This is a genomic window from Microbacterium sp. NPDC056057 (assembly GCF_042266945.1).
Lineage (GTDB): Bacteria > Actinomycetota > Actinomycetes > Actinomycetales > Microbacteriaceae > Microbacterium > Microbacterium trichothecenolyticum_C.
Map to the genome: position 1 here is coordinate 82,433 of NZ_JBHJWS010000002.1, position 21,195 is coordinate 103,627.

General features: G+C 71.4%; 19 protein-coding genes. 11 read left to right on the forward strand and 8 right to left on the reverse strand.

What is annotated here, in order from left to right:
• Positions 1 to 4: 4 nt before the first annotated feature.
• Positions 5 to 475 (forward strand): thioredoxin-dependent thiol peroxidase, encoded by a 471-nt coding sequence (gene bcp, locus ACFC1K_RS08250; protein WP_375871233.1) that lies wholly within the window; start codon positions 5 to 7, stop codon positions 473 to 475.
• Here the strand turns inward: bcp and ACFC1K_RS08255 are convergent.
• The gene (locus ACFC1K_RS08255; RefSeq protein ID WP_375871234.1) at positions 472 to 897 is read right to left on the reverse strand and encodes a histidine kinase; all 426 of its coding nucleotides are present in this window, start codon (positions 895 to 897) and stop codon (positions 472 to 474) included. The genes bcp and ACFC1K_RS08255 overlap by 4 nt on opposite strands.
• 247 nt (positions 898 to 1,144) lie before the next feature.
• Here ACFC1K_RS08255 and ACFC1K_RS08260 point away from each other — a divergent pair, with 247 nt between their 5' ends.
• The gene (locus tag ACFC1K_RS08260; protein WP_018171995.1) at positions 1,145 to 1,393 is read left to right on the forward strand and encodes a WhiB family transcriptional regulator; all 249 of its coding nucleotides are present in this window, start codon (positions 1,145 to 1,147) and stop codon (positions 1,391 to 1,393) included.
• 73 nt (positions 1,394 to 1,466) lie between these two features.
• Here ACFC1K_RS08260 and ACFC1K_RS08265 read toward each other — a convergent pair whose 3' ends face one another.
• Genes ACFC1K_RS08265 through ACFC1K_RS08275 form a run of 3 tightly spaced genes read right to left on the reverse strand, consistent with a single transcriptional unit; the run spans position 1,467 to position 4,917 of the window.
• On the reverse strand, positions 1,467 to 2,951 hold the full coding sequence (locus tag ACFC1K_RS08265) for a histidine kinase N-terminal domain-containing protein (RefSeq protein ID WP_310289436.1): 1,485 nt from the start codon (positions 2,949 to 2,951) through the stop codon (positions 1,467 to 1,469).
• Between the two features lie 23 nt (positions 2,952 to 2,974).
• The gene (locus ACFC1K_RS08270) at positions 2,975 to 4,288 is read right to left on the reverse strand and encodes a CpaE family protein (RefSeq protein WP_375871235.1); all 1,314 of its coding nucleotides are present in this window, start codon (positions 4,286 to 4,288) and stop codon (positions 2,975 to 2,977) included.
• Positions 4,285 to 4,917, reverse strand: a complete 633-nt coding sequence (locus tag ACFC1K_RS08275; RefSeq protein WP_310289433.1) for an SAF domain-containing protein — start codon at positions 4,915 to 4,917, stop codon at positions 4,285 to 4,287. The genes ACFC1K_RS08270 and ACFC1K_RS08275 overlap by 4 nt, the downstream gene beginning before the upstream one ends.
• A gap of 98 nt (positions 4,918 to 5,015) precedes the next feature.
• Between ACFC1K_RS08275 and ACFC1K_RS08280 the strand changes: the two genes are divergently transcribed.
• Positions 5,016 to 5,297, forward strand: coding sequence for an excisionase family DNA-binding protein (locus tag ACFC1K_RS08280; protein ID WP_056370437.1), 282 nt, complete (start codon positions 5,016 to 5,018; stop codon positions 5,295 to 5,297).
• 37 nt (positions 5,298 to 5,334) lie between these two features.
• On the opposite strand, the gene ACFC1K_RS08285 is transcribed toward ACFC1K_RS08280, so the two are convergent.
• Positions 5,335 to 5,943 carry a hypothetical protein gene (locus tag ACFC1K_RS08285; RefSeq protein ID WP_375871236.1) on the reverse strand — a complete coding sequence of 203 codons (609 nt, stop codon included), beginning with the start codon at positions 5,941 to 5,943 and terminating at the stop codon, positions 5,335 to 5,337.
• Positions 5,944 to 6,072: 129 nt separating this feature from the next.
• On the opposite strand from ACFC1K_RS08285, the gene ACFC1K_RS08290 reads away from it, so the two are divergent.
• Positions 6,073 to 6,513 (forward strand): Rv3235 family protein, encoded by a 441-nt coding sequence (locus ACFC1K_RS08290; RefSeq protein WP_375871237.1) that lies wholly within the window; start codon positions 6,073 to 6,075, stop codon positions 6,511 to 6,513.
• A gap of 117 nt (positions 6,514 to 6,630) precedes the next feature.
• Here ACFC1K_RS08290 and ACFC1K_RS08295 read toward each other — a convergent pair whose 3' ends face one another.
• The 3 genes from ACFC1K_RS08295 to secA form a co-directional block, all read right to left on the reverse strand.
• Complete coding sequence (locus ACFC1K_RS08295) at positions 6,631 to 6,987, reverse strand: hypothetical protein (protein WP_375871238.1); 357 nt, start codon at positions 6,985 to 6,987, stop codon at positions 6,631 to 6,633.
• A gap of 72 nt (positions 6,988 to 7,059) precedes the next feature.
• Positions 7,060 to 8,286 (reverse strand): pyridoxal phosphate-dependent aminotransferase, encoded by a 1,227-nt coding sequence (locus ACFC1K_RS08300; protein WP_310289426.1) that lies wholly within the window; start codon positions 8,284 to 8,286, stop codon positions 7,060 to 7,062.
• Positions 8,287 to 8,369: 83 nt separating this feature from the next.
• On the reverse strand, positions 8,370 to 11,207 hold the full coding sequence (secA, locus tag ACFC1K_RS08305) for a preprotein translocase subunit SecA (RefSeq protein WP_375871239.1): 2,838 nt from the start codon (positions 11,205 to 11,207) through the stop codon (positions 8,370 to 8,372).
• 213 nt (positions 11,208 to 11,420) lie between these two features.
• Here secA and ACFC1K_RS08310 point away from each other — a divergent pair, with 213 nt between their 5' ends.
• The 7 genes from ACFC1K_RS08310 (at position 11,421) to ACFC1K_RS08340 (ending at position 21,192) form a co-directional block, all read left to right on the forward strand.
• Entirely contained in the window at positions 11,421 to 13,808 is a 2,388-nt protein-coding gene (locus ACFC1K_RS08310; RefSeq protein WP_375871240.1) for a glycoside hydrolase family 5 protein, read from the forward strand.
• A gap of 128 nt (positions 13,809 to 13,936) precedes the next feature.
• Positions 13,937 to 14,866, forward strand: a complete 930-nt coding sequence (locus tag ACFC1K_RS08315; protein WP_375871241.1) for an efflux RND transporter periplasmic adaptor subunit — start codon at positions 13,937 to 13,939, stop codon at positions 14,864 to 14,866.
• Positions 14,863 to 15,717, forward strand: a complete 855-nt coding sequence (locus ACFC1K_RS08320; RefSeq protein WP_375871242.1) for an ABC transporter ATP-binding protein — start codon at positions 14,863 to 14,865, stop codon at positions 15,715 to 15,717. The genes ACFC1K_RS08315 and ACFC1K_RS08320 overlap by 4 nt, the downstream gene beginning before the upstream one ends.
• Complete coding sequence (locus ACFC1K_RS08325) at positions 15,714 to 16,925, forward strand: ABC transporter permease (RefSeq protein ID WP_375871243.1); 1,212 nt, start codon at positions 15,714 to 15,716, stop codon at positions 16,923 to 16,925. The genes ACFC1K_RS08320 and ACFC1K_RS08325 overlap by 4 nt, the downstream gene beginning before the upstream one ends.
• Before the next feature lie 57 nt (positions 16,926 to 16,982).
• On the forward strand, positions 16,983 to 17,621 hold the full coding sequence (locus ACFC1K_RS08330) for a PadR family transcriptional regulator (protein WP_375871244.1): 639 nt from the start codon (positions 16,983 to 16,985) through the stop codon (positions 17,619 to 17,621).
• Positions 17,618 to 18,334 carry an ABC transporter ATP-binding protein gene (locus tag ACFC1K_RS08335; protein ID WP_375871245.1) on the forward strand — a complete coding sequence of 239 codons (717 nt, stop codon included), beginning with the start codon at positions 17,618 to 17,620 and terminating at the stop codon, positions 18,332 to 18,334. The genes ACFC1K_RS08330 and ACFC1K_RS08335 overlap by 4 nt, the downstream gene beginning before the upstream one ends.
• A gap of 98 nt (positions 18,335 to 18,432) precedes the next feature.
• Positions 18,433 to 21,192 carry an FtsX-like permease family protein gene (locus ACFC1K_RS08340; protein WP_375871246.1) on the forward strand — a complete coding sequence of 920 codons (2,760 nt, stop codon included), beginning with the start codon at positions 18,433 to 18,435 and terminating at the stop codon, positions 21,190 to 21,192.
• Positions 21,193 to 21,195 lie beyond the last annotated feature (3 nt).

Here is a 21,195-nt window from a genome sequence, read left to right on the forward strand (position 1 = left end):
GACGGTGACCACGACGCGCCTCGAACCCGGTTCCCTCGCCCCCGCCTTCACGCTCGTCGACCAGGACGAGCAGGCCGTGACGCTGAAGGCCCTGCGGGGCGGACGCGTGATCCTCTTCTTCTATCCCGCGGCGATGACTCCCGGGTGCACCAAAGAGGCGTGCGACTTCCGCGACAGCCTCGCCCCACTCCAGGCCGCCGGCTACACGGTGCTCGGCATCTCCCCTGACGAGCCTGAGAAGCTCCGCCGGTTCCGGGAGCGCGACGGCCTCACGTACGACCTGCTGAGCGACCCCGGCCACAAGGTGCTCGAGAAGTACGCCGCATGGGGCGAGAAGATGAACTACGGCAAGACCTTCATGGGCGTCATCCGCTCCACGTTCGTCATCGACGAGAAGGGCCGCCTCACGCACGCGCTGTACAACGTGCGTGCGACCGGCCACGTCGCGCGCGTGCGGACGCTCCTGGGCGTCTAAGCGCCGCCCGGAGCCTGCCCGTCGGACTCCTCGTCGCGCTGCCGGCGTGCCGCCCGTCCGGCGTCGCGTACGGCGAGCACGAGGAGCACCAGGACGACCACGGCCGGGGCGGCGAGCGCGAGCGCCGCCGCCGGATCGGCGAACGCGCCCGTCGCTGCGCCGAGGGCGACCGCGAGGATCAGCAGCTGCGTGACGATGCCGCCCGAACGCCCCCACGACTGACCGCGCCAGATCGCGAACGCGAACGCGATGACCGCGGCTGCGCCGACGAGCGTCAGCACCGCCAGCGCGATCGCGCTCTCGATCGAGCCGGTGTCGCCCGAGACGATCGCGACGATCTCGCGCACCGTGAGCGCGGCGAGGCCGAGTCCCTCGAGCCCCACCAGCACGGCGGCGATCCTTCCGGACAGGTTTGTCCGCATTCTCCGTCGACTCCTTCTTCCACCGACAGCGGTTTGTGCGAACCCTCCATACGCCCTGGGGAACACTCAGCAAGTCCTACACAAACCCGCCGATGAACCCTTGATTCAGGTAAACCGCTATGGGACGATTGGTGAAGCCGTGTGCTCCCACAGCGACGTGGGGCGAGATTCTTCTCGCACATCCCACAGGGTACCGGACCCGAACCGGGCCTTTATTCCCCACCCCTCTGTCACAAGGAGCACCACCATGGACTGGCGCGACAAGGCCGCCTGCCTGACCGTCGACCCCGAACTGTTCTTCCCCGTCGGGAACACCGGTCCGGCCGTCGATCAGATCGAGAAGGCCAAGTCGGTGTGCGCACGCTGCACCGTCACCGAGATCTGCCTGCAGTACGCCCTCGAGACCGGTCAGGACTCGGGCGTGTGGGGAGGCCTCTCCGAGGACGAGCGCCGCGCGCTCAAGCGCCGCGCCGCCCGCGCGCGCCGCGCCTCTTAGCGAAGACCTGCAGAGAACGGATGCCGCATCCCGCGGCATCCGTTCTGCACGTTCGCGGGCCGAACCCGCGGGCTCAGCCCTTGGAGCGCTCGATGTAGCGCAGCGGGATGTCGATCGTGACCTCCGTGCCGCTGCCCATGATGGTGTGCCAGTCGATGGTGCCGCCGAGCTCGCCCTGGATGAGGGTGCGCACGATCTGCGTGCCGAGGCCGCGACCGACCTGACCCTCCGGGAGCCCGGAGCCGGTGTCGCGCACGCGTACCTCGAGGCGGTCGTCGGTGCGCTCGGCGATGATCTCGACATCGCCCTCCTGCCCCGCGAGCCCGTGCTCGACGGCGTTCGTGACGAGTTCGGTGAGGGCGAGCGCGAGCGGCGTCGCGTATTCGCTGGGCAGGGTGCCGAAGCGGCCCGTGGAGTGCGTCTTGGCGCGCGTGTTCGGCGCCGCGGCGACCTCGGCCACGAGCTTCAGCACGCGGGCGAACACCTCGTCGAAGTCCACGTTCTGCGCGAGGCCCTCCGAGAGGGTGTCGTGAACGACGGCGATCGCCGACACCCGGCGCATGGCCTGCGTGAGCGCGTCACGCGCCTCCTCGGTGTGAGAGCGGCGGGCTTGGATGCGCAGCAGCGACGCCACCGTCTGCAGGTTGTTCTTGACGCGGTGGTGGATCTCGCGGATCGTCGCGTCCTTGGTGATGAGCTCCTGCTCCTGGTGGCGGATCTCGGTCACGTCGCGGCAGAGCACGATCGCGCCGATGCGCGTGCCGTGATCGCGCAGCGGAATGGTGCGCAGCGACACCGTCACCCCGCGCGCTTCGAGATCGGCGCGCCACGGCGCGCGGCCGGTGACCACGACCGGGAGCGACTCGTCGAACTGGCGCTTCGTCGGCAGGATGCCGGTCACGACCTCGACGAGCGACTCGCCCTCGAGCTCGTCGTCGAAGCCGAGGCGGTTGAACGCCGACAGCGCATTGGGGCTCGCGAAGGTGGTGATGCCGTCGACGTCGAGCCGGACCAGACCGTCGGACGCACGCGGCGCGCCGCGCCGCGGCGACGTCGGCGCGGACAGGTCGGGAAATTCGCCCGACGCGATCATGCCGAAGAGGTCGTCGGCGCAGTCGTTGAAGGTGATCTGCTGCCGAGAGGGCGTGCGGGCCTCGCCGAGGTTCGTGTGGCGGGTGATCACACCGATCACCGTCGCCTCCTTCCCGCTCTTGCGGGCCACCGGCACCGCCCGCACGCGGGTGGGGGTCTCTTCGAACCAGTCGGGCGACGCCGAGTCGACGATGCGACCCGTCTGGAACGCCTCGCGCACCTGCGTGCGCCACTGCGGCCGCACGCGGTCGCCGACGATGTCGCGGTAGAAGAGCGTCGCCGCGCCGCCGGGACGGGTGTGCGCGACGGCGACGAAGGAGTCGTCGGAGGTGGGCACCCAGAGCACGATGTCGGCGAACGCCAGATCGGCGAGGAGCTGGCCATCTCCTGCGAGACGGTGCAGCCACTCCACGTCCTCTTCACTGGAGCGGCCCTGGGCGTAAACGAGATCGCTGAGGGTCGACACGGACCTAGCCTAGAGCGCGTCGATCACACGACTCGTTCGCCGACACGTGCCATGTCGTCGGCGTCGGCGTGCGCGGGTCGCTCGGAACCGGTGCGGTGGACGCCCCGGCGCCGCGGCTTGGCGGCGCGCTGCGGCGCAGGAGCGGGCACGATCGCCTCGCCCACGAACCGGCGGAGCGCGAGTGTGAAGGGCGATCGGGGCGCCACGTCTGCGATCGGCTGCGACGCGAGGATCGCGGCATCCGCGGATCTCGGGTCCTGCGGGAGGAACCAGACGTCCTCGATGCCGCCGAATCGGTCGAGGGTGCGGCGCACCTGCCCGCGGGCGTCGATGCCGAGGGTTCCGGGGCGGAGCCGGTTGGCGACGACGGCCACCCGGGTCGCGCCGACGGTGGCGCGGAGGTCGGCGTGCCCGCGCAGGAACCGCGCGACGCCCACCGGATCGGCCGCCACCACCGCGACCACGAGGTCTGCGGCGCGCAGCGCGGCGAGGGTGGCGGCATTGCGTCGCGGCCCGTCGAGGTCGCTCATGATCTCCTCGTCGCGCTCGAGCGACGAGGACACGTCGACCACCGTGTAGTCGGCCCACTCGCGGCAGGCGGCGAGGGCGGCGCCCACGCGCCGGTCGCTCAGCTCGGGCCAGCGGGAGGGCCGGTTGATGCCCGTGAGCACGTCGACCCCGGTGCGGCCGAGCGGCACCGCGATGCGGGTGAGCTCGCGCGCGTCGAGACCGCCGAGCTCGGCCTGCCGGCACGCGGCGGCGAATCCAGGACCCTCGTCGGCGAGCCCGAGCGTCAGGGCGAGCGACGGCGCATGCGTGTCGGCGTCGACCAGAGCGACGTGGCGCCCGCCGCGCGCGAGCTCGACGGCGAGCTCCGTCGCGACGGTGGACCGCCCGGGGGCGCCGGCGGGACCCCACACCGCGATCACGCGCGGCTGCGGGCGCGCGGGCGGCTCCGCAGCCGACGCGCGCGGCGCCGCGGAGAGCGCCTCGGCGATGCGCCATGGCTCGGTGTGCAGATTCAGCGGAGCCTCGAGGCCGCACGACGCCGCGATCCGCTCCCCCGCCGCGTCCTCGACGAGCGGCACGACGCGCGTGCCGGCTCGGTCGCAGAGGGCGACGACGGTCGGCGACATCGTGGCCCGCGACACCGCGACCACCAGCGCGTCGGCGTCGGCGAGCGCCCGGAGCAGCGTCTCGGCGTCGGCGCCCAGCATCCCATCCGCCGCAGCGAGGGCGGGAGCGGATGCCGCGACCTCCGCGATCACGTCGATCCCCTCCCGCCGCAGCCCCTCGACGAGGAGCCGGGCGTCGTCGACGGCGACCACGACCCTCACGAGCCGGAACCCGTCGTCGGGACGATGGAGAGCGCGGACTCGTCGGCCATCGCGGCGAGCGTCGCCGGCACGTCCGCCCGCGGGATCACGAGTTCGAGGGCGGCCGCACCGCCGCCGATCATGGAGTCGTCCCGCGTCACCGAGACCACGGTGGCGTCGGCGACGAGGACGCGCGGCTCGTCGTACGCCCCCTGCTCGAGCAGCGGGGCCGACCAGACCTCGACGACGCTGCCCGCCTCGACCGACGCCGGCACGTCGATGTCGCTGCGCACGACGACGCTCGTGGTGCGCGCGGAGGAGGGATCGCCGACGGATGCCGCGGGCACCAGTTCGCCCGCCTCGATCGTGCGGGTCGCGACGACGGGCTCGTCGAGGTCGTCCGCGGTGAGGTAGGTTCCGGCGAGCGTTCCGAGTGCGACGTCGACGACCTTCAGGTCGCCGGTCCCGATCGCCTCGCCGGGGACGATCGTGTGGGCGGCGGCGTACACCGGCACGGTCTGGCGCGCGGCCGACACGACGAGCCACACGCCGACGACGGATGCTGCCACGAGCAGCACGCCGAGGAAGAACCGCGCATCGCCCCAGAAGGCTCGGCGCGGGGTGCGGACGGGGTCGTGGGCGGCGGTCATGCGTCCATCGTCGCCGACTCTGCGTGAGGCCGTCGGGCGTTATCCACAGGGGTGAGGGCGCCCAGCCCGCACCGGGGAGGCAGGTCCATAATGGGGGCATGTCAGATGACCCGACGTCCGACGTGCGGCTCTACGCACCCGCCCAGGTGGGCGAGGTGCTGGGCGTCTCGGTCGACGAGGTCATGGCTCTGGTCCACGAAGGGCGGCTCCGGGGCCTGCGGGTCGGCGCACCCGCGCGCTGGCGGATCGACGCTGCGAGCGTCGGGGACTACCTCGACGACCAGGCCGAGGAGGCCCGGCGCATGGCGCTCTGGCGTCAGTCCCAGACCGCCAGCTTCCCCGAGCTGTGGGGCGGAAGCATCGTCCGCCACCCGGACTGAACACGGCAGCCCTCGCGCGGATGCGCCGACTCGGCGCTCAGGGGATCGCCGGCGCCTCGTCCGCGCGGATCCACGCGACGGCCGCGAACGGCACCAGACGGTAGCCCGATACCGCGTCGGCACGCCGCGGCGCGCCCTGGTCGTGCACCGCGAGGTCGAGATGGTCGGCGCCGGCGCGATCGATCGTGCCGGTGAGGACCCGCCCCGAGACGAGGTGCACGGCGACCCCCGCCCGGCGGCGCACGAGATCGCGCAGCACGAACCCGAAGGTGAGCCGGTCGGCCAAGGGCGATCGCGGCGGCGCCGGGCGCGCCGTGCGCAGGAGGTCGGCGTGCGGCAAGCCGACGGCCCCTATCGAGGCGAACGGCACGACCACCGCGCCACCCGGTCCGTCGGCGAGGGCCAGAGCCACCCAGTCGGCGCCCACGCCGGTCACCGATGCGCGCACCGTCGCACCATCGGCGAGGTCGAACGACGCCACGGTCGGCGACGCGCCATCGCGGGCGGCGAGCAGCGTCAGGCGCTCGGACAGCTGCACCCGCGAGAGCCGCAGACGCTCGGCCTCGGTGTCGAGCGCGGCACGCTCGGCCTCCCATTCGGAGGCGAGCTGATCCTCGAGGTCGTCGAAGAAGCGGTCCCAGCGCACTCAGCGAGAGTAGGGCACCGCGGCCGATCGGCCGACGAGTTATCCACAGCCGACCAGGGCGGATTTTCCTGAGAGTTCGCTGTGTGGTCTACTGTCCGGGAAGACATCCCCCTGTCGAGATTGGCACCCATGGCAACGACGCCCGCGGGCACCGCCCGCGTACCCTATGCGTCCCGCAGCAGCGCGCAGGTCGCAGAGTTCTTCGCGCCGCAGCGGACGCCGTCCACAGCGCTCCCCGCTCCGGAGCCGTTCCTGCGCAACCTCACGGTCGGCGTGCTCGAAGTCTTCGCGGGTGTCCGCGAAGTCGACCAGCTCGCCCGCTGGCTCACCGAGGACGCCTACCGCAAGCTCGTCACGCGTGCGAACCTCGCGACGCGGGCCCGCAGCGCCCGCGGTGTGGCGGCGAAGCGCCCCGTGCACACGATCATGTCGGTGCACGAGTCCTCCCCCGCCGACGGCATCATCGAAGCGGTCGTCGTCGTCCGGGGGCCTGCGCGCACGCGCGCCCTGGCCGTGCGGATCGAGGGTATGGACGGCCGCTGGCGCGCCACCTCGCTCGCGCTCCTCTGACCGACGCCCCGACGAAGCTGTCGTCGCACGCGCACGTCTGACGGCGCCGCGCGGCGGCTGCGGCGGCTGTACGACCCTGCGACGGAACCGGCCCCGACGATGCGGCCGGTCCCGTCGTCAGCTCTTGTCGTCCTTGTCGATGAGCTCCAGCAGCGACCGCAGCGCGTCGCGGATCTCATAGTGGTCGTGCTGTCCGGCGCGGCTCTCGGCCGAGATCACCCCGGACCGGTGGACCTTCGTGAAGTCGCCCACCGGGAACGAGTACGCCTGTTTGGTCTCCTCGTTCTCGCGGTGGTCGATGCCGATGTGCCAGTGGGAGTACTCGGTCCATCCTTCTCGCTCGATGTACGAGTTCTCCTCGTCGGCCGTCGGCGCGGCCTCCGACCAATCGTCGCGTTCATCGCGCACGACCTTGCCGTCCCGGATGAGCGCGCGCGCGTGGCGCAGCGCCGGCTGGTTCAGTTGGATGGACATGCCGCGAAGGTACGACGCAGACCCGTGTCACGCGAGGGGGTTGACGAACCGCACGGCGCGCGGAGCCCGTCGCTACTGCCTGTACGACGAGAGGAAGTTGCCGAGCCGCTCGACGGCCTCGGCGAGGACGCGGGCCTCGGGCAGCGTGACGATGCGCAGGTGGTCCGGGGTCGGCCAGTTGAAGCCGGTCCCCTGCACCAGCAGCACGTGCTCGGCGACGAGGAAGTCGTAGACGAGCTTGGCGTCGTCGCGGATCTCGTACACGTTCGGGTCGAGCCGCGGGAACGCGTAGAGCGCACCCTTGGGCTTCAGGCACGTCACGCCCGGGATGCGCTCGAGGCCCTCCCACGCCGCGTCCCGCTGCTCATGGAGGCGGCCCTCGGGCGCGATGAGCGCGTCGATCGACTGGACGCCCGACAGCGCGGCCTGCACGGCGTACTGCGCCGGCACGTTGGGACACAGACGCGTGGACGCGAGCAGCTGGATGCCCTCGAGGAAACCTGCGGCGTGCTTCTTCGGACCCGTGATCACGAGCCAGCCGGAGCGATAGCCCGCGACGCGGTACGTCTTCGACAGGCCGTTGAACGTGAGGCACAGCAGGTCGGGCGCGAGCGTCGCGAGCGGGATGTGCTGCGCCTCGTCGTAGAGGATGCGGTCGTAGATCTCGTCCGAGAGGAGCAGCAGCGAGTTCTCGCGCGCGATCTCGACGATCCCCTGGAGGACCTCACGGCTGTAGACGGCGCCGGTCGGATTGTTGGGGTTGATGACGACGATCGCCTTGGTGCGCGGCGTGACCTTCTCGCGGATGTCTTCCAGCGAGGGCTGCCATTCCGCGTCGGGGTCGCAGCGATAGTGCACGGGCGTGCCGCCGGCGAGGCTCGTCATCGCCGTCCACAGCGGGTAGTCCGGCGCCGGGATGAGCACCTCGTCGCCCTCGTCGAGGAGCGCCTGCATGGTCATCGTGATGAGCTCGGACACCCCGTTGCCGAGATAGACGTCGTCGGGGTCGAACTGCGGGAACCCGGGCACCTGCTCGTACCGCGACACGACCGCGCGCCGCGCCGACATGATGCCCTTGCTGTCGCTGTACCCGTGCGCGTGCGGGACAGCCTCGATCATGTCGCGCACGATCTGGAACGGCGCCTCGAACCCGAAGACCGCCGGGTTGCCCGTGTTGAGCTTCAGGATCGTGTGGCCGTCGTCCTCCAGCCGGTCTGCCTCTGCCAGTGCCTGCCCGCGGATCTCGTAGAGAACGTTCTGGAGCTTGCTCGACTGATCGAGGGGGCGGAGGGGACTCATCGCTTCAGGATATCCGCGGCCGAGGAGGGCCAATGGACGCCAGGTGGCCCGCGCTCGCGCGCGGGCCACCTGGTGAGCGAGTCCTACTTCTTGCGCTGCTCGGCCGCGCGACGCTGCGCGCGGTTCTGCGGAGCCGCCGGCGCAGCCGGGGCCTCGGCATCCGTCCGCTGGCCGAAGGCTCCGCGCTGCGGCTCGGCGGCGGGCGCCTGCTGCGGGGTGGGAGCCGCGGCTGCGGCGGCAGCCGCCTGGCGCAGACGCGTGGTCGCCGCCTGCTGCACCTGGCCGCGATCGTTGCGCACCTCGACCTCGCCGGCGTCGTTCGACGCCGAGTACTGGAGGCGCTGGGCCTCGACCGGCTGCGCGCCGAGCCCCTTGGCCTCGACCTGGGTGACCTGCTCGGCGCCGGCCTCGCCCTGGCGGCGCACCTCGACCTCGAGGTTGTAGAGGTAGCCGACCGACTCCTCCTTGATCTGCCCCATCATCGCCTGGAACATCTGGTAACCCTCGCGCTGGTACTCGATGAGCGGGTCGCGCTGGGCCATGGCACGCAGGCCGATGCCGTCCTTGAGGTAGTCCATCTCGTAGAGGTGGTCGCGCCAGCGGCGGTCGAGCACCTGGAGCACCACGCGGCGCTCGAGCTCGCGCGTCGCGGCCTCGCCGAGGGTGTTCTGGCGCGTGTCGTAGGCGATGCGGGCGTCGGAGAGGATCTCGCGCTTGAGCCCGTCGGCGGTGATGCCGCCCTTGCGGCCTGCCGCTTCAGCCACGACCTCGTCGATGGTGACACCCACGGGGTAGAGCGTCTTGAGCTCCGTCCACAGCGCGTCGAAGTCCCAGTTCTCGCTGTGGCCCGACCCGGTGTGGTCGTCGATCACGGCGTTGATCGCGTCTTCGATGAAGTGCTGCACGCGGTCGGCGATGTCGTCGCCCTGCAGCATGTGGCGGCGGTCGGAGTAGATCGCCTCGCGCTGGCGGTTCAGGACATCGTCGTACTTGAGGACGTTCTTGCGGATCTCGGCGTTGCGCGCCTCGACCTGGCTCTGCGCCGACTTGATCGCGCGCGTGACCATGCCCGACTCGATCGCGACGTCGTCGGGGAAGTTCGTCCGGGCGATGATCGCCTCGGCGGCGCCTGACTGGAAGAGGCGCATCAGGTCGTCGGTCAGCGACAGGTAGAAGCGGCTCTCGCCCGGGTCGCCCTGACGACCCGAGCGGCCCCGCAGCTGGTTGTCGATGCGGCGCGACTCGTGGCGCTCGGTGCCGAGGACGTAGAGACCGCCGGCCTCGACGACCTTCGTGCTCTCCTGCGCGACGCGGTCACGCGTCGACTCGTAGACCGCGTCCCACTCGGCCTCGTACTCGTCGGGCGTCTCGACCGGGTCGAGGCCCTTGGTCTTCATCTCCTGCACCGCGAGGAACTCGGCGTTGCCGCCGAGCATGATGTCGGTGCCTCGACCGGCCATGTTCGTCGCGACGGTCACGGCGCCCAGGCGACCGGCCCGCGCGACGATCTCGGCCTCGCGCGCGTGGTTCTTCGCGTTGAGGACCTCGTGCTTGATGCCCTTCTTCGCGAGCAGGCGCGACAGATACTCGCTCTTCTCGACGCTCACGGTGCCCACGAGCACCGGCTGGCCGACCTCATGGCGCTTGGCGATGTCTTCGACGACCTGGGCGAACTTCGCCGTCTCGTTCTTGTAGACCAGGTCGGCCTGGTCCTTGCGGATCATGGGCTTGTTCGTCGGGATCGGCACGACGCCGAGCTGGTACGTCGACATGAACTCGGCCGCCTCGGTCTCGGCGGTACCGGTCATGCCCGCGAGCTTGTCGTACAGGCGGAAGTAGTTCTGCAGCGTGACGGTGGCGAGCGTCTGGTTCTCGGCCTTGACCGGCACGGCCTCCTTGGCCTCGATGGCCTGGTGGATGCCCTCGTTGTAGCGGCGCCCGACCAGGATGCGGCCGGTGTGCTCGTCGACGATCATGACCTCGTCGTTCATCACGACGTAGTCGGTGTCGCGCTTGAACAGCGCCAGCGCCTTGATCGAGTTGTTGAGGAACGAGATGAGCGGCGTGTTCGCGGACTCGTACAGGTTGTCGATGCCGAGATAGTCCTCGACCTTCTCGATGCCGGGCTCGAGCACGCCGATGGTGCGCTTCTTCTCGTCGACCTCGTAGTCGACGCCCGACTCGAGCGTCTTCGCGATCTTCGCGAACTCGACGAACCAGCGGTTCGCCTCGCCCGACGACGGCCCCGAGATGATGAGCGGCGTGCGCGCCTCGTCGATGAGGATCGAGTCGACCTCGTCGACGATCGCGTAGAAGTGACCGCGCTGGACGAGGTCCTCCTTGCGCCACGCCATGTTGTCGCGCAGGTAGTCGAAGCCGAACTCGTTGTTCGTGCCGTACGTGATGTCGGCGTTGTACTGCTCGCGGCGGACCTCGGGCGTCTGGCCCGCGACGATCGTGCCGGTGGTCATGCCGAGCGCGCGGTAGATGCGGCCCATGAGCTCGGACTGGTACGACGCGAGGAAGTCGTTGACCGTGATGACGTGCACGCCCTCGCCGGCGATCGCGTTGAGGTAGACGGGGAACGCACCGGTGAGCGTCTTGCCCTCGCCGGTCTTCATCTCGGCGATGTTGCCGAGGTGCAGCGCGGCGCCGCCCATGAGCTGGACGTCGTAGGCGCGCTGCCCGAGGGTGCGCTTCGCGGCCTCGCGGACGGCCGCGAACGCCTCGGGCATGAGGTGGTCGAGGGTCTCGCCGGCCTGGTAGCGGGCGCGGAGCTCGGCGGTCTCACCCCGGAGCTCTTCGTCGGTGAGGTGCTCGTAGTCCTCTTCCAGCGCGCCGACGGCCTTCACCACCTGCTGGAGCCGCCGGAGGATGCGACCCTCACCGGCGCGAAGCAGTTTCTCGAGGGGGTTGGCCACGGAGTGTCTCCATCTTCAAGCTTTCGGGAGCGGCGCAACGGCGCCAGTGCCGCCGGGGTGCATGACCCCAGGCATACCTGCCTATGTTATCCACCCGTGACCTTGGTGTGCGCTGGGTGTGCATTCATCCATAGGGACGGATGAGAGGATGCTGCTCCCCCGTGATCCCGAAGCGGGTGGGCCCTCGCCCTCTGCAGACACGATGGAGTGTTCATGCGCCGGTTCCGCCGTCCGATCATCGCCGTGGCCACGGCATCCGTTCTCGTCCTCATCCAGGCGATCCTCGATCCCACCGGACTCCTCGCTCTCGTCGGCTGGCCCGGCGGAACCCTGCAGTGGCAGCTCGGCTGGTCGCTCGCGCCGTACCTGGTGTTCCTTCCGGTGCTGCTCGGCGTCGTCTGGTGGGCCGCCGCCCGAGCCGGCGAGCGCTTCTGGACCATGTTCGCGGGCGTCGTGCTGGCGGTGCTGCTCGCGCAGGCGGCCGCGTGCTTCGCGATGACGACGGATGCTGCGCTCTCGGCGTGGGCGGCCGGCTATGTGACCGCGAAGGCCCTGCCGGCGGCGTCGATCATCGCTGCCGTGACCCGCTGGGCGGGCGGGCGGTCGACCCGCCCGGTGTTCGACCGCGGAGCGGTGTGGCCCGCCGTGGTGGCGTTCGGCGTGATCGCGCCCCTTGCCGCGGGATCGTGGTGGACCGGCGCGGCCTACGCGGACCTGATCCCGTCGGCGCGCCCCGAGCGCGGCTTCCTGTCGGTGGCCGTGGCCGTCGTCCTGATGATCGCCTCGGCCTGGGTGTGCGTGCGATGGATGCGCCGGCGCGTGCCCGGCTTCCTCGGGACGTGGCTCGGGATCCTCGCCGCGGGGGCGCTGTTCGGACTCCTGCAGTCGGCCATCGGGGTGGTGGTCGACGACGGGTTCCGCGGCGACCTCTGGCCGCTCATGGCCGCGTACGTGCACGTCGCGGACGGCCTGTCGTTCGCCGCGTGCCTCGGCTGGGTCGCGGCACTGGCCGCCCTCGTCGCCGATCGTCTGCGCGAACGGCGCGCCGTGGCACGGACGACGGATGCCGACACCGATGCCGACACGATCGAGCCGGCGCCGGCGCGCCGCCCCGTCGCCGTGGCGGTGGTCGCCGCGGTCGCGGCGGCGCTCGTCGTCACCCCGGTCGCGGTGGCGGCCGGCGCCGACGACGCGGCGGCGGATGCGGCATCCGTCCCCGCGGGGTTCCTGCGCGCAGACGGCGATCGCATCACGGACGGCGAGGGGCACGACGTGCTGCTGCGCGGGGCGAATGTCAACCAGCTCGTCGACTTCTACCAGCCGCAGGACGACGTGCCTGCGACGCGGCCGCTGACCGAGGCGGACTTCGAGGGCATGGCCTCCTACGGCTTCAACGCCGTGCGGCTGGGGATCTCGTGGTCGGCCCTGGAGCCCGAGGACGGCGAGCTCGACGCGGCGTATCTGGCGAAGATCGACGACGCGGTCGCCTGGGCGGAGGCGAACGGCATCCGCACGCTCATCGACCTGCACCAGGACGGCTGGTCGAACGCGCCGACGGCTCCCCGCACCGAGTGCCGCCCGGGCACAGACCCCATGTGGGGCTACGACGGCGCGCCCGGCTGGGCGACGATCTTCGACGGCACGCCGCGCTGCGCGTTCACCGGGCGCGACATCTCCCCCGCCGGCGACCGCGCGTTCGAGCACTTCTGGTTCGACACCGAGGGCGTCCAGACGGCGCTCGTGCGCACGTGGGGCGAGCTGGCGGCGCGGTACGCGGACGAGCCCGCCGTCGCCGGGTTCGACCTCATGAACGAGCCCGGCTTCGGGCAGACGGCGCCGGTGACGACGTCGCTGCTGCTCGGCCGCTACTACGACCGCGCGATCGACGCGATCCGCGAGGCGGGGGCGCCGCAGATCGTGTTCGTCGAGCCGAGCATCCTGTGGTCGGGCCTCGGCTTCGACAGCGGCCCGTCGCTCGGGTTCACCGACGACGCGAACATCGTCTTCTCGCCGCACCTGTACGCCGAGTCGATCACGATGGACCGCTCGCTCGGCATCCCCTCCATCGTGAGCATGGAGCGCCAGTTCGACCTCGCCCGCCGCGTGGCCGACGAATATGGCATCCCGCTGTGGTCGGGCGAATACGGCTACTGGGGCGAGCCGGAGGACGTGAACGCGCGCATGCAGCGCTACGCCGACGCAGAGGACGCCCACCTGCTCGGCAGCGCCTACTGGGTGTGGAAGCAGGCGTGCGGCGACCCGCAGAACGGCATCGGGCCGATCGGGCTCGCGCTCGTTCCGCAGGACTGTGCGACCGGCGAGGACGCGGCCGGCAACGAGGTGCTCCTCGGCGAGCTCAGCCGGGCGTACCCGCGTGCCGCGCCGGGCGCACTCGGCTCGCTCGAGGCGGACGGCGCGCGGTTCGCGCTCGCGGGCGCGGTCGACGAGCCGACGTGCGGCCTCGACGTCTGGATCCCGGGCGCCGCTGAGCCGGACGTTCAGACGGAGGGGCTCACGAAGGTGCGGCTCGAAGCGCAGGACGGCGGCTGGACGATGACCGCGTGCGCCCAGGGCGGCGACTACTCCGCGTCCGCCGGCTGATCCGCGTCGCCTTCGCCGACGTCGCGGCGCTACCCGCGACACGCGGGGCCGCAGCATCCGTCATGCATTCCCGGTATGCATATACTCGGTGACTACATACTGGGTATACCCCGACGGAGAGGTGCGACATGGTGGTCTGGCGTCGATGGATCTTCCCGATCCTGCTGGTGCTCGTGCTGGGGGCCGCGGCCCTCGCCCTGGTGAAGATCGCGTTCTTCCCCGACACCGCGCCCACCGCCGCGCTGCAGCCGTCCGCGCAGATCGCCGATCCCGTCGTCGCCGTCGAGCGCGCCGAGGTCGCCAACGCGCTGAGCCTCCCGGGGACGATCGCGAGGGATGCGGCCTATCCCCTCCGCTCCGAGATCGACGGCACCGTCACCGCCGTGCACGTCGGCGAGGGACAGGCGGTCGCGGCCGGGCAGAAGCTCTTCACGATCAAGCAGGCCGACCCGGTCAAGAACATCGACGTGCTGGCGCCCGAGGCCGGCGACATCACGGAACTCGCCGTCGTCAAGGGGCAGCCGGCGTCGATCGGCGCGGAGCTCGCGAAGCTGACGCCGGCGCGCTACCACGTGCGGGCGACCGTCGAGCCGGTGCAGCTCTACCGTCTGCAGGGTGCGCCGACGGAGGGCTCGGTCACGATCCAGGGCGGCCCGGCGCCGTTCACGTGCACCGGCCTCAAGGTCGAGGTCGCCGAGGACGGCACCACCTCCGTCACCTGCGCGGTGCCCGCCGACCAGGTCGTGTTCGCAGGTCTTCAGGCACAGCTCGACATCGACCTCGGCACCGTCAGCGATGTGCTCGTCGTACCGACCACCGCCGTCAAGGGCGGCGCGGGCTCGGGCGTCGTCTGGATCGACGGCCGCGACGGCGAGCTCGAGGAGCGCACCATCGCGCTCGGCGTGAGCGACGGCACGATCGTCGAGGTGACCAGCGGCGTCGAGGAGGGCGAGCAGGTGCGCCAGTACGTGCCCGGCGTCGCCGCGGCCGATGAGCCCGTCTGCTACGACGACGGCATGGGCGGCGAGTACTGCGAGCCCGCGGGGTGGAACTGGTGACCCTCGTCCGGCTGGAGGGCGTGGCCAAGCACGTGCTGCTGCCCGATGACACGCGCCTGGACATCCTGCGCAGCGTCGACCTCGCCGTCGCGGCGGGCGACCATGTCGCCATCGTCGGTCGCAGCGGGTCGGGCAAGTCGACGCTCCTGAACCTGCTCGGCATGCTCGACTCCCCCTCGGAGGGGGCCGTCTGGTTCCACGGCGAGCCGGTCCGGAAGATGCGCCGCGGCAAGCTCGATCGCCTGCGCGGCCGCAACGTCGGCTTCGTGTTCCAGCAGTTCAATCTGCTGGCGGGGCGCACCGCCCTCGAGAACGTCGAGATGCCGCTCGGGTACGCCTCGGGCCGCGCCTTCTGGACCCGGCGGGCGGCAGCGACCCGCATGCTGGAGCGCGTCGGGCTCGGGCACCGCCTCGAGTCCACGCCCGAGCAGTTGTCGGGCGGCGAGCAGCAGCGCGTCGCGATCGCGCGCGCCCTGGTGCGCCGGCCCGCGCTGATCCTGGCCGACGAGCCCACCGGCGCGCTCGACGTCGAGACGGGCGGCAGCGTCATGGAACTGCTCGACGAGATCGCGTCCGAGGCCGACGCCGCACTCGTCACGATCACCCACGACCTGCACGTCGCCGCGCGCGCCCGCCGCCACTACCGGCTCGAGGCGGGCGTGCTCACGGAGTTCGACCTCAACGCGACCGCGGGCGATACCGCCGGTGCACCCGAGGTCGCTGAGAGCGTGGACGAACCCGCCACCGAAGGCGCACCGCTCGCCGACGCCCGAGCAGACGCGGGGAACGCAGCATCCGTCCGTCCCGCATCCCGGGACGAACGCGCCGAGCCGGCGGAGGTGGCCTCGTGAGCGGGCTCGTCGGAGCGCTGGGCGAGGCGTGGTCGGAGCTGCGCCACCACAAGCTGCGGGTGCTGCTGAGCCTCATCGGCATCGCGGTGTCGGTCGGCGCCCTCACGGCGGTGGTGGCGCTCAGCGAGTACCAGCAGCAGCAGATGGAGGAGCAGTCCGACCAGAGCGGCGGACGGCCCGCGACGGTGTCGATCTCGGTGTCGCGCACCGACGGCGCCCCGATGGACTGGGACGCGTTCGACGCCCACGTCGCCCAGGTGTCGGAGCGGTACTCCTTCGACTACCTCACGCGCATCGTCGACCCGGTGCCGCTGCAGGTGCAGACGCCGGAGCAGGTGCGCCCCGTCAACGCGCGGCTCGTCGACCCGGCGTACCCGGTCATCCACCGCACTCCCCTGCTCGAAGGGCGCTGGTTCCAGGAGGCGGACGCGGAGCTGCTCGCACCGCCCGTGGTGATCAGCGAGGCACTGTGGGACGTCTACGGACGCCCCGATCTCGGCGCGGGCTTCGCCCTCCGCACGACCGGCGACACGGCGGGCGCGTACCCGGTGATCGGCGTGACACCGCGGCAGTACAACGGCGACGAGGAGAAGCGCATCACCATGATGTTCGACTCGTACGCGGCGCGGCTCGACGCGCTTCCGGCCGACGTGATGGTCATGTACGAGGTGTGGGTGCCCGAGGACGGCGTCGCCGAGCTCGGCCCGGTACTCGCGGCCGACCTGCGCGCGGGCCTCGACGACAGCACCGAGGTCTCAGTCATGCGCACCGACTGGGCGTCGCGCCCCGATGCGCAGAGCTCGATGGCGGTGTTCGAGCTCGTCACCGGCGGCATCGCGGCCCTCGTGCTGCTGCTCGGCGGGCTCGGTCTGGTGAACATCCAGCTGGTCGCGATGCGCCAGCGCATCCGCGAGATCGGCGTGCGCCGCAGCTTCGGAGCGACGCAGGGCCGCATCTTCACGTCGGTGCTGCTCGAGAGTGTCGTGGCGACGGCCGTTGCGGGGGTCATCGGCATCGCGATCGCGGTGGCCGTGCTCAAGGCGCCGTTCGTCATGGAGATGTTCTCCGCGATGCAGGACATCCCGCCCTTCCCGGTGCGCGCCGCCGTCACCGGGCTCGTCGCCGCCGTCGCGATCGGCGCGCTGGCCGGCTTCATCCCGGCGCTCATGGCGGTGCGTTCCAACGTCATCGACGCACTCCGCTTCTAGCTGTTCAGGGCTTCTAGCTGTTCAGGGCTTCTGCCCCTCCACCCGAAGGAGAACCCGATGTCCGTTCGTCAGAGTCTGCTCGCGATCCTCGATCAGGGCCCGTGCTACGGCTACCAGCTGCGTGCCGAGTTCGACCGGCGCACGGGATCGACCTGGCCGCTCAACGTGGGCCAGATCTACAACACGCTCGACCGCCTCGAACGCGACGGACTCGTCGAGAAGGGCGACGTCGACGAGCACGGTCACGTCTACTGGGAGATCACGGATGCCGGAGCCGCCGAGGTGCGCGACTGGCTGGCCTCGCCGGTGCAGCGCGCGCAGGGCACCCGCGACGAGCTCGCGATCAAGCTCGCGGTCGCCGCGACCCTGCCGGGAGTGGACGTGGCGGACATCATCCAGACACAGCGCCGCTCGTCGCTCGCGCAGCTGCAGGAGCTGAATCGGGCGAAGTACGCCGGGGCGAACCCCGACGGACCGGAGGAGCTCGCGTGGTCGCTCGTCGTCGACTCCATGATCTTCTCGGCCGAAGCGGAGGTGCGCTGGCTCGACCACTCCGAGCAGCGCCTGGCGCTGCACCCGCATCGCGCCATGGCGCTCGAGCTCTCGACCGCCAAGCCCAAGCGCGGGCGTCCGGCCCTTCGACAGGCTCAGGGACCGGTCGCTGAGCCTGTCGAAGCGCCCGAGAAGGCACGATGACCGACACCGTGCTGCGTCTCATCGGCGTGACGCAGCAGTACGGCACCGGTGCGACGGCCGTCTCGGCGCTGTCGGGCGTCGACTTCGACGTGAGTCAGGGCGAGCTCGTCGCGGTGATGGGGCCGTCGGGCTCGGGCAAGTCGACCCTGCTGTCGATCGCCGGCGGTCTGGCGATCCCGACGTCCGGCGAGGTGGTCGTCGAGGGGCAGTACCTCAGCGAGCAGACGCCGGCACAGCTCGCGCGTCTCCGGCGGCGCTCGCTCGGCTTCGTGTTCCAGGACTTCAACCTCATCCCGACGCTCACCGCGCTCGAGAACGTCACGCTGCCGCTCGAGCTCGACGGCTTCCGGTCCCGGGTGGCACGACGCGCCGGACGTGACGCGCTCTCATCGATCGGCCTGGAGGACAAGGCCGGCTCCTACCCCGACGATCTGTCGGGCGGCCAGCAGCAGCGCGTGGCGATCGCCCGCGCCGTCGTCGGCGGGCGCCGGCTGATCCTCGCCGACGAGCCGACCGGCGCGCTGGACTCGGTGACGGGCGAGATGGTGCTGAAGATGCTGCGCGCGCGAGTGGATGCCGGAGCCGCCGGCATCCTCGTCACCCACGAGGCACGCCACGCCGCCTTCGCCGACCGCATCGTGTTCCTGCGCGACGGCCGCATCGTCGACGAGTCGCGGCGCGCGGGCGCGGACTCGCTTCTGCAGGCACGATGACCAGCACCCTCGAGCCGAGCGTCCACGCGCCCTCTTCGGCCTGTCCGCGCAGCCGCGGCCCGGTCTCGCGGACGGCCCGCTGGAGGGTCGCCGTCCGGATGGCACAGCGGCAGCTGCGACGCGCATGGGTGTCGAGCCTGCTCGTGACGACGCTGGTGGCGCTTCCCATCGCGGGGATGACGGGATTCCTCATCTTCACCGCCAGCGCGATCGCGACCCCCGAGGAGCGCACGGCTGCCGAACTCGGCGACATGGAGGCGTGGATCGCGCCGTCCGGCGTTCCCGGCGAGGGGTTCTGGCAGGTGCCCACCGAGCCCGAGTGGAGCGGGTACCCGATCGACGCGGACGGGGTCATGACGATGCCGGACGGCGAACCGCTGGACGACCCGACCGGGCTGCTGGCGGCGGGCACCGAGGTTCTCCCCGTGTCGAGGGGCATGGTGTCGGTCGCCACCGATGACGGCTCCGTGGTCCTCCCGGCGTGGGCCGGGACGACGTGGGATCCGCGCTTCGGTGAGGCGTTCGTCCTGGTGGCGGGCGATCGCCCGGTGACGGCTCGCGAGGCGATGGTCACCACCGCCGCGTTGGAACGGCTCGGGCTCGAGATCGGCGAGACGCTCCGGCTGTCGGACGGTCCGGCCTTCACGGTGACCGGCACGCTCGACGCCGCAACCATCGCCGACGGCGTCGCGGCCGTCTTCCTTCCCGAGCACGCACGAGGATCCGTCGGAGGCACCCGGAAGTGGTACCTCCCGGAGCTCGGGCTCTCGTGGGCGGACGTGCAGCGGCTCAATGACGACGGCGGTGTCGTCGCCTATTCACGCACCGTGGCGCTCGAGGCGCCCGAGTTCTCGAACCGCTACTACTCGTCCGCCTCGACGGACCGGTGGGCGAAGATGTGGCCGCTCGTGCTCATGCTGTCGGTCGCGGCGCTGTTCGCGGGCTATGTGGTGGTGATGCTGGCCGGCGCCGCCTTCGCCGTCGCGGCACGACGTCAGCAGCGCGCACTCGCGGTCGCCGCGAGCGTCGGGGCGGACCGCCGGGATCTGTCGCGCGTCGTGCTGCTGCAGGGGACCGCGCTCGGTCTCGTGGGCGGGGTTGTGGGGATCGCCGGCGGGATCGGCATCGCCGCGCTCGTGATCGCCCTGGGTGGCGGCGGCACGACGATGTTCTGGGGTTTCCACGTGCCGTGGGAACTCATCGCCGCCGTGCTCGTCTTCGCCGTGATCGTCGGCACCGTGTCGGCCTGGATGCCGGCCCGCACTGTCGGTCGCACCGACGCGATCCGCGCACTGCGCGGCGCGCGCCGCCCGCAGCGACCCGTCGTCGCGCGTCCCATCTGGGGCTCGGTGCTGATCGTGAGCGGGGTGGCGATCACACTGCTGTGCGCATTCGCGGTCGCCGCCATCAACGCCACGAACTTCTTCGGCTACGACTCGCTCATGCGCTACCTGCCCGCCTACGGCATCGTGGTCGGGCCGATCGTCGCGCAGTTCGGCATCCTTCTCTCTGGTCGGTGGCTGCTGTGGACGGCATCGCGCGGCCTCTCCCGCATCGGCATGGCGGCGAAGCTCGCCTCGAGGGACGCCGCCGCCAACGCCTCACGGACCGTTCCGGCGTTCGCCGCCATCGCCGCGACGGTGTTCATCGGCGTCTTCGCGCTCTCCCAGTCCTCGATGCACACGGCCCAGACCGCCCGGCTGTGGTACTACGACGCGCCGCCGGGGAGCATCGCCATCCCGATCTGGCCCGGTTCCTCGTCCTCCGGCGTGCTCGATTCCGAAGACGCCGAGGCCGGAACCGCCGCCGCCCTCCAGATCGCACACGACGCGGGTGCAGACCGGGCGGCCGTGGTGTCCCGCCAGTTGAACACCGTCTGGGAGTACCCGTCCGCCGACGAGGTGCCCGACGACGTGACATTCACGATCGCGCTTCTCGGCGATCAGCACCTGCTGGACCCCGAGGTGCAGGATTCCTACTCCTCGTTCGGCCAGGACCCGAGCAACCCGATCTCCGTCGTGGCAGCCGAGGACGTGGCGGTGGTGATGGGAGTGGAGCTGACGGCATCCGCCCTCGCTGCATACCGGGACGGCGCCGCACTCGTCGCCGACGATCGGTTCGTCTCGGGCGGGGCGATCGACATCGCGACGTTCGCGGGCACCGACGTCTACGAGGGGCGTGTCCCCGACAACATCTGGGAGCGCCGGCCGGACGCTCCCCCGGTCGCCGAACCGCAGCGCACCGAGCGACGGGAGGCGATCGTCGTGGATGCCCCATTGCAGCCGGTGGCGATCGCCGTCGCGCCGAGCACGGGGGAGCGCCTGGACATGGCGCTGATGCCGGAACGCGTCGTCGCGACGACGCCCGCTCCGCCGACGTGGGCGGAGCGGGACCGCATGCAGGCGCAGGCGGAGCTCCTGAGCGGCGCCTCCTTCACGCTCGCGCCGGACGTCGAGGAGGGCCCCCCGAGCGATGCGGCGTGGATGGTGCCTCTCCTCGCCGCCGTGGCCGTCCTCGTGCTCGGCGCGAGCGCGGTCGCCCTGGGCCTGGCACGCTTCGAGCGCCGTCCCGACGATGCGACCATCGCCGCCGTCGGCGGCACGAGGTCGCTCCGACGCGGAATCGGCTTCTGGCAGGGGCTCATCATCGCCGGCCTCGGCACCGTCGCCGGGGCGGCCGTCGGCGTGCTCCCGCCGATCGGCTTCTCGATCCAGTCCGGAGGCGCTCAGCAGGTCGCGGACATCCCGTGGTGGCTCATCGCCGCGTTGGTCGTCGCGCTTCCCCTGGCGATCGCGGTGACCAACTGGCTCGTGCCGCCGCGGAACCCCGATCTGACCCGTCGCACCGCGATCACCTGACGT

Bases quoted from the DNA above. Each gene is read 5' to 3' on its own strand.
- ACFC1K_RS08255 (WP_375871234.1), bottom strand. From the start codon at position 897: ATGCGGACAAACCTGTCCGGAAGGATCGCCGCCGTGCTGGTGGGGCTC.
- ACFC1K_RS08260 (WP_018171995.1), top strand. From the start codon at position 1,145: ATGGACTGGCGCGACAAGGCCGCCTGCCTGACCGTCGACCCCGAACTG.
- ACFC1K_RS08275 (WP_310289433.1), bottom strand. From the start codon at position 4,917: ATGACCGCCGCCCACGACCCCGTCCGCACCCCGCGCCGAGCCTTCTGG.
- ACFC1K_RS08280 (WP_056370437.1), top strand. From the start codon at position 5,016: ATGTCAGATGACCCGACGTCCGACGTGCGGCTCTACGCACCCGCCCAG.
- ACFC1K_RS08290 (WP_375871237.1), top strand. From the start codon at position 6,073: ATGGCAACGACGCCCGCGGGCACCGCCCGCGTACCCTATGCGTCCCGC.
- ACFC1K_RS08295 (WP_375871238.1), bottom strand. From the start codon at position 6,987: ATGTCCATCCAACTGAACCAGCCGGCGCTGCGCCACGCGCGCGCGCTC.
- ACFC1K_RS08300 (WP_310289426.1), bottom strand. From the start codon at position 8,286: ATGAGTCCCCTCCGCCCCCTCGATCAGTCGAGCAAGCTCCAGAACGTT.
- ACFC1K_RS08310 (WP_375871240.1), top strand. From the start codon at position 11,421: ATGCGCCGGTTCCGCCGTCCGATCATCGCCGTGGCCACGGCATCCGTT.
- ACFC1K_RS08315 (WP_375871241.1), top strand. From the start codon at position 13,937: ATGGTGGTCTGGCGTCGATGGATCTTCCCGATCCTGCTGGTGCTCGTG.
- ACFC1K_RS08330 (WP_375871244.1), top strand. From the start codon at position 16,983: ATGTCCGTTCGTCAGAGTCTGCTCGCGATCCTCGATCAGGGCCCGTGC.
- ACFC1K_RS08335 (WP_375871245.1), top strand. From the start codon at position 17,618: ATGACCGACACCGTGCTGCGTCTCATCGGCGTGACGCAGCAGTACGGC.
- ACFC1K_RS08340 (WP_375871246.1), top strand. From the start codon at position 18,433: ATGGCACAGCGGCAGCTGCGACGCGCATGGGTGTCGAGCCTGCTCGTG.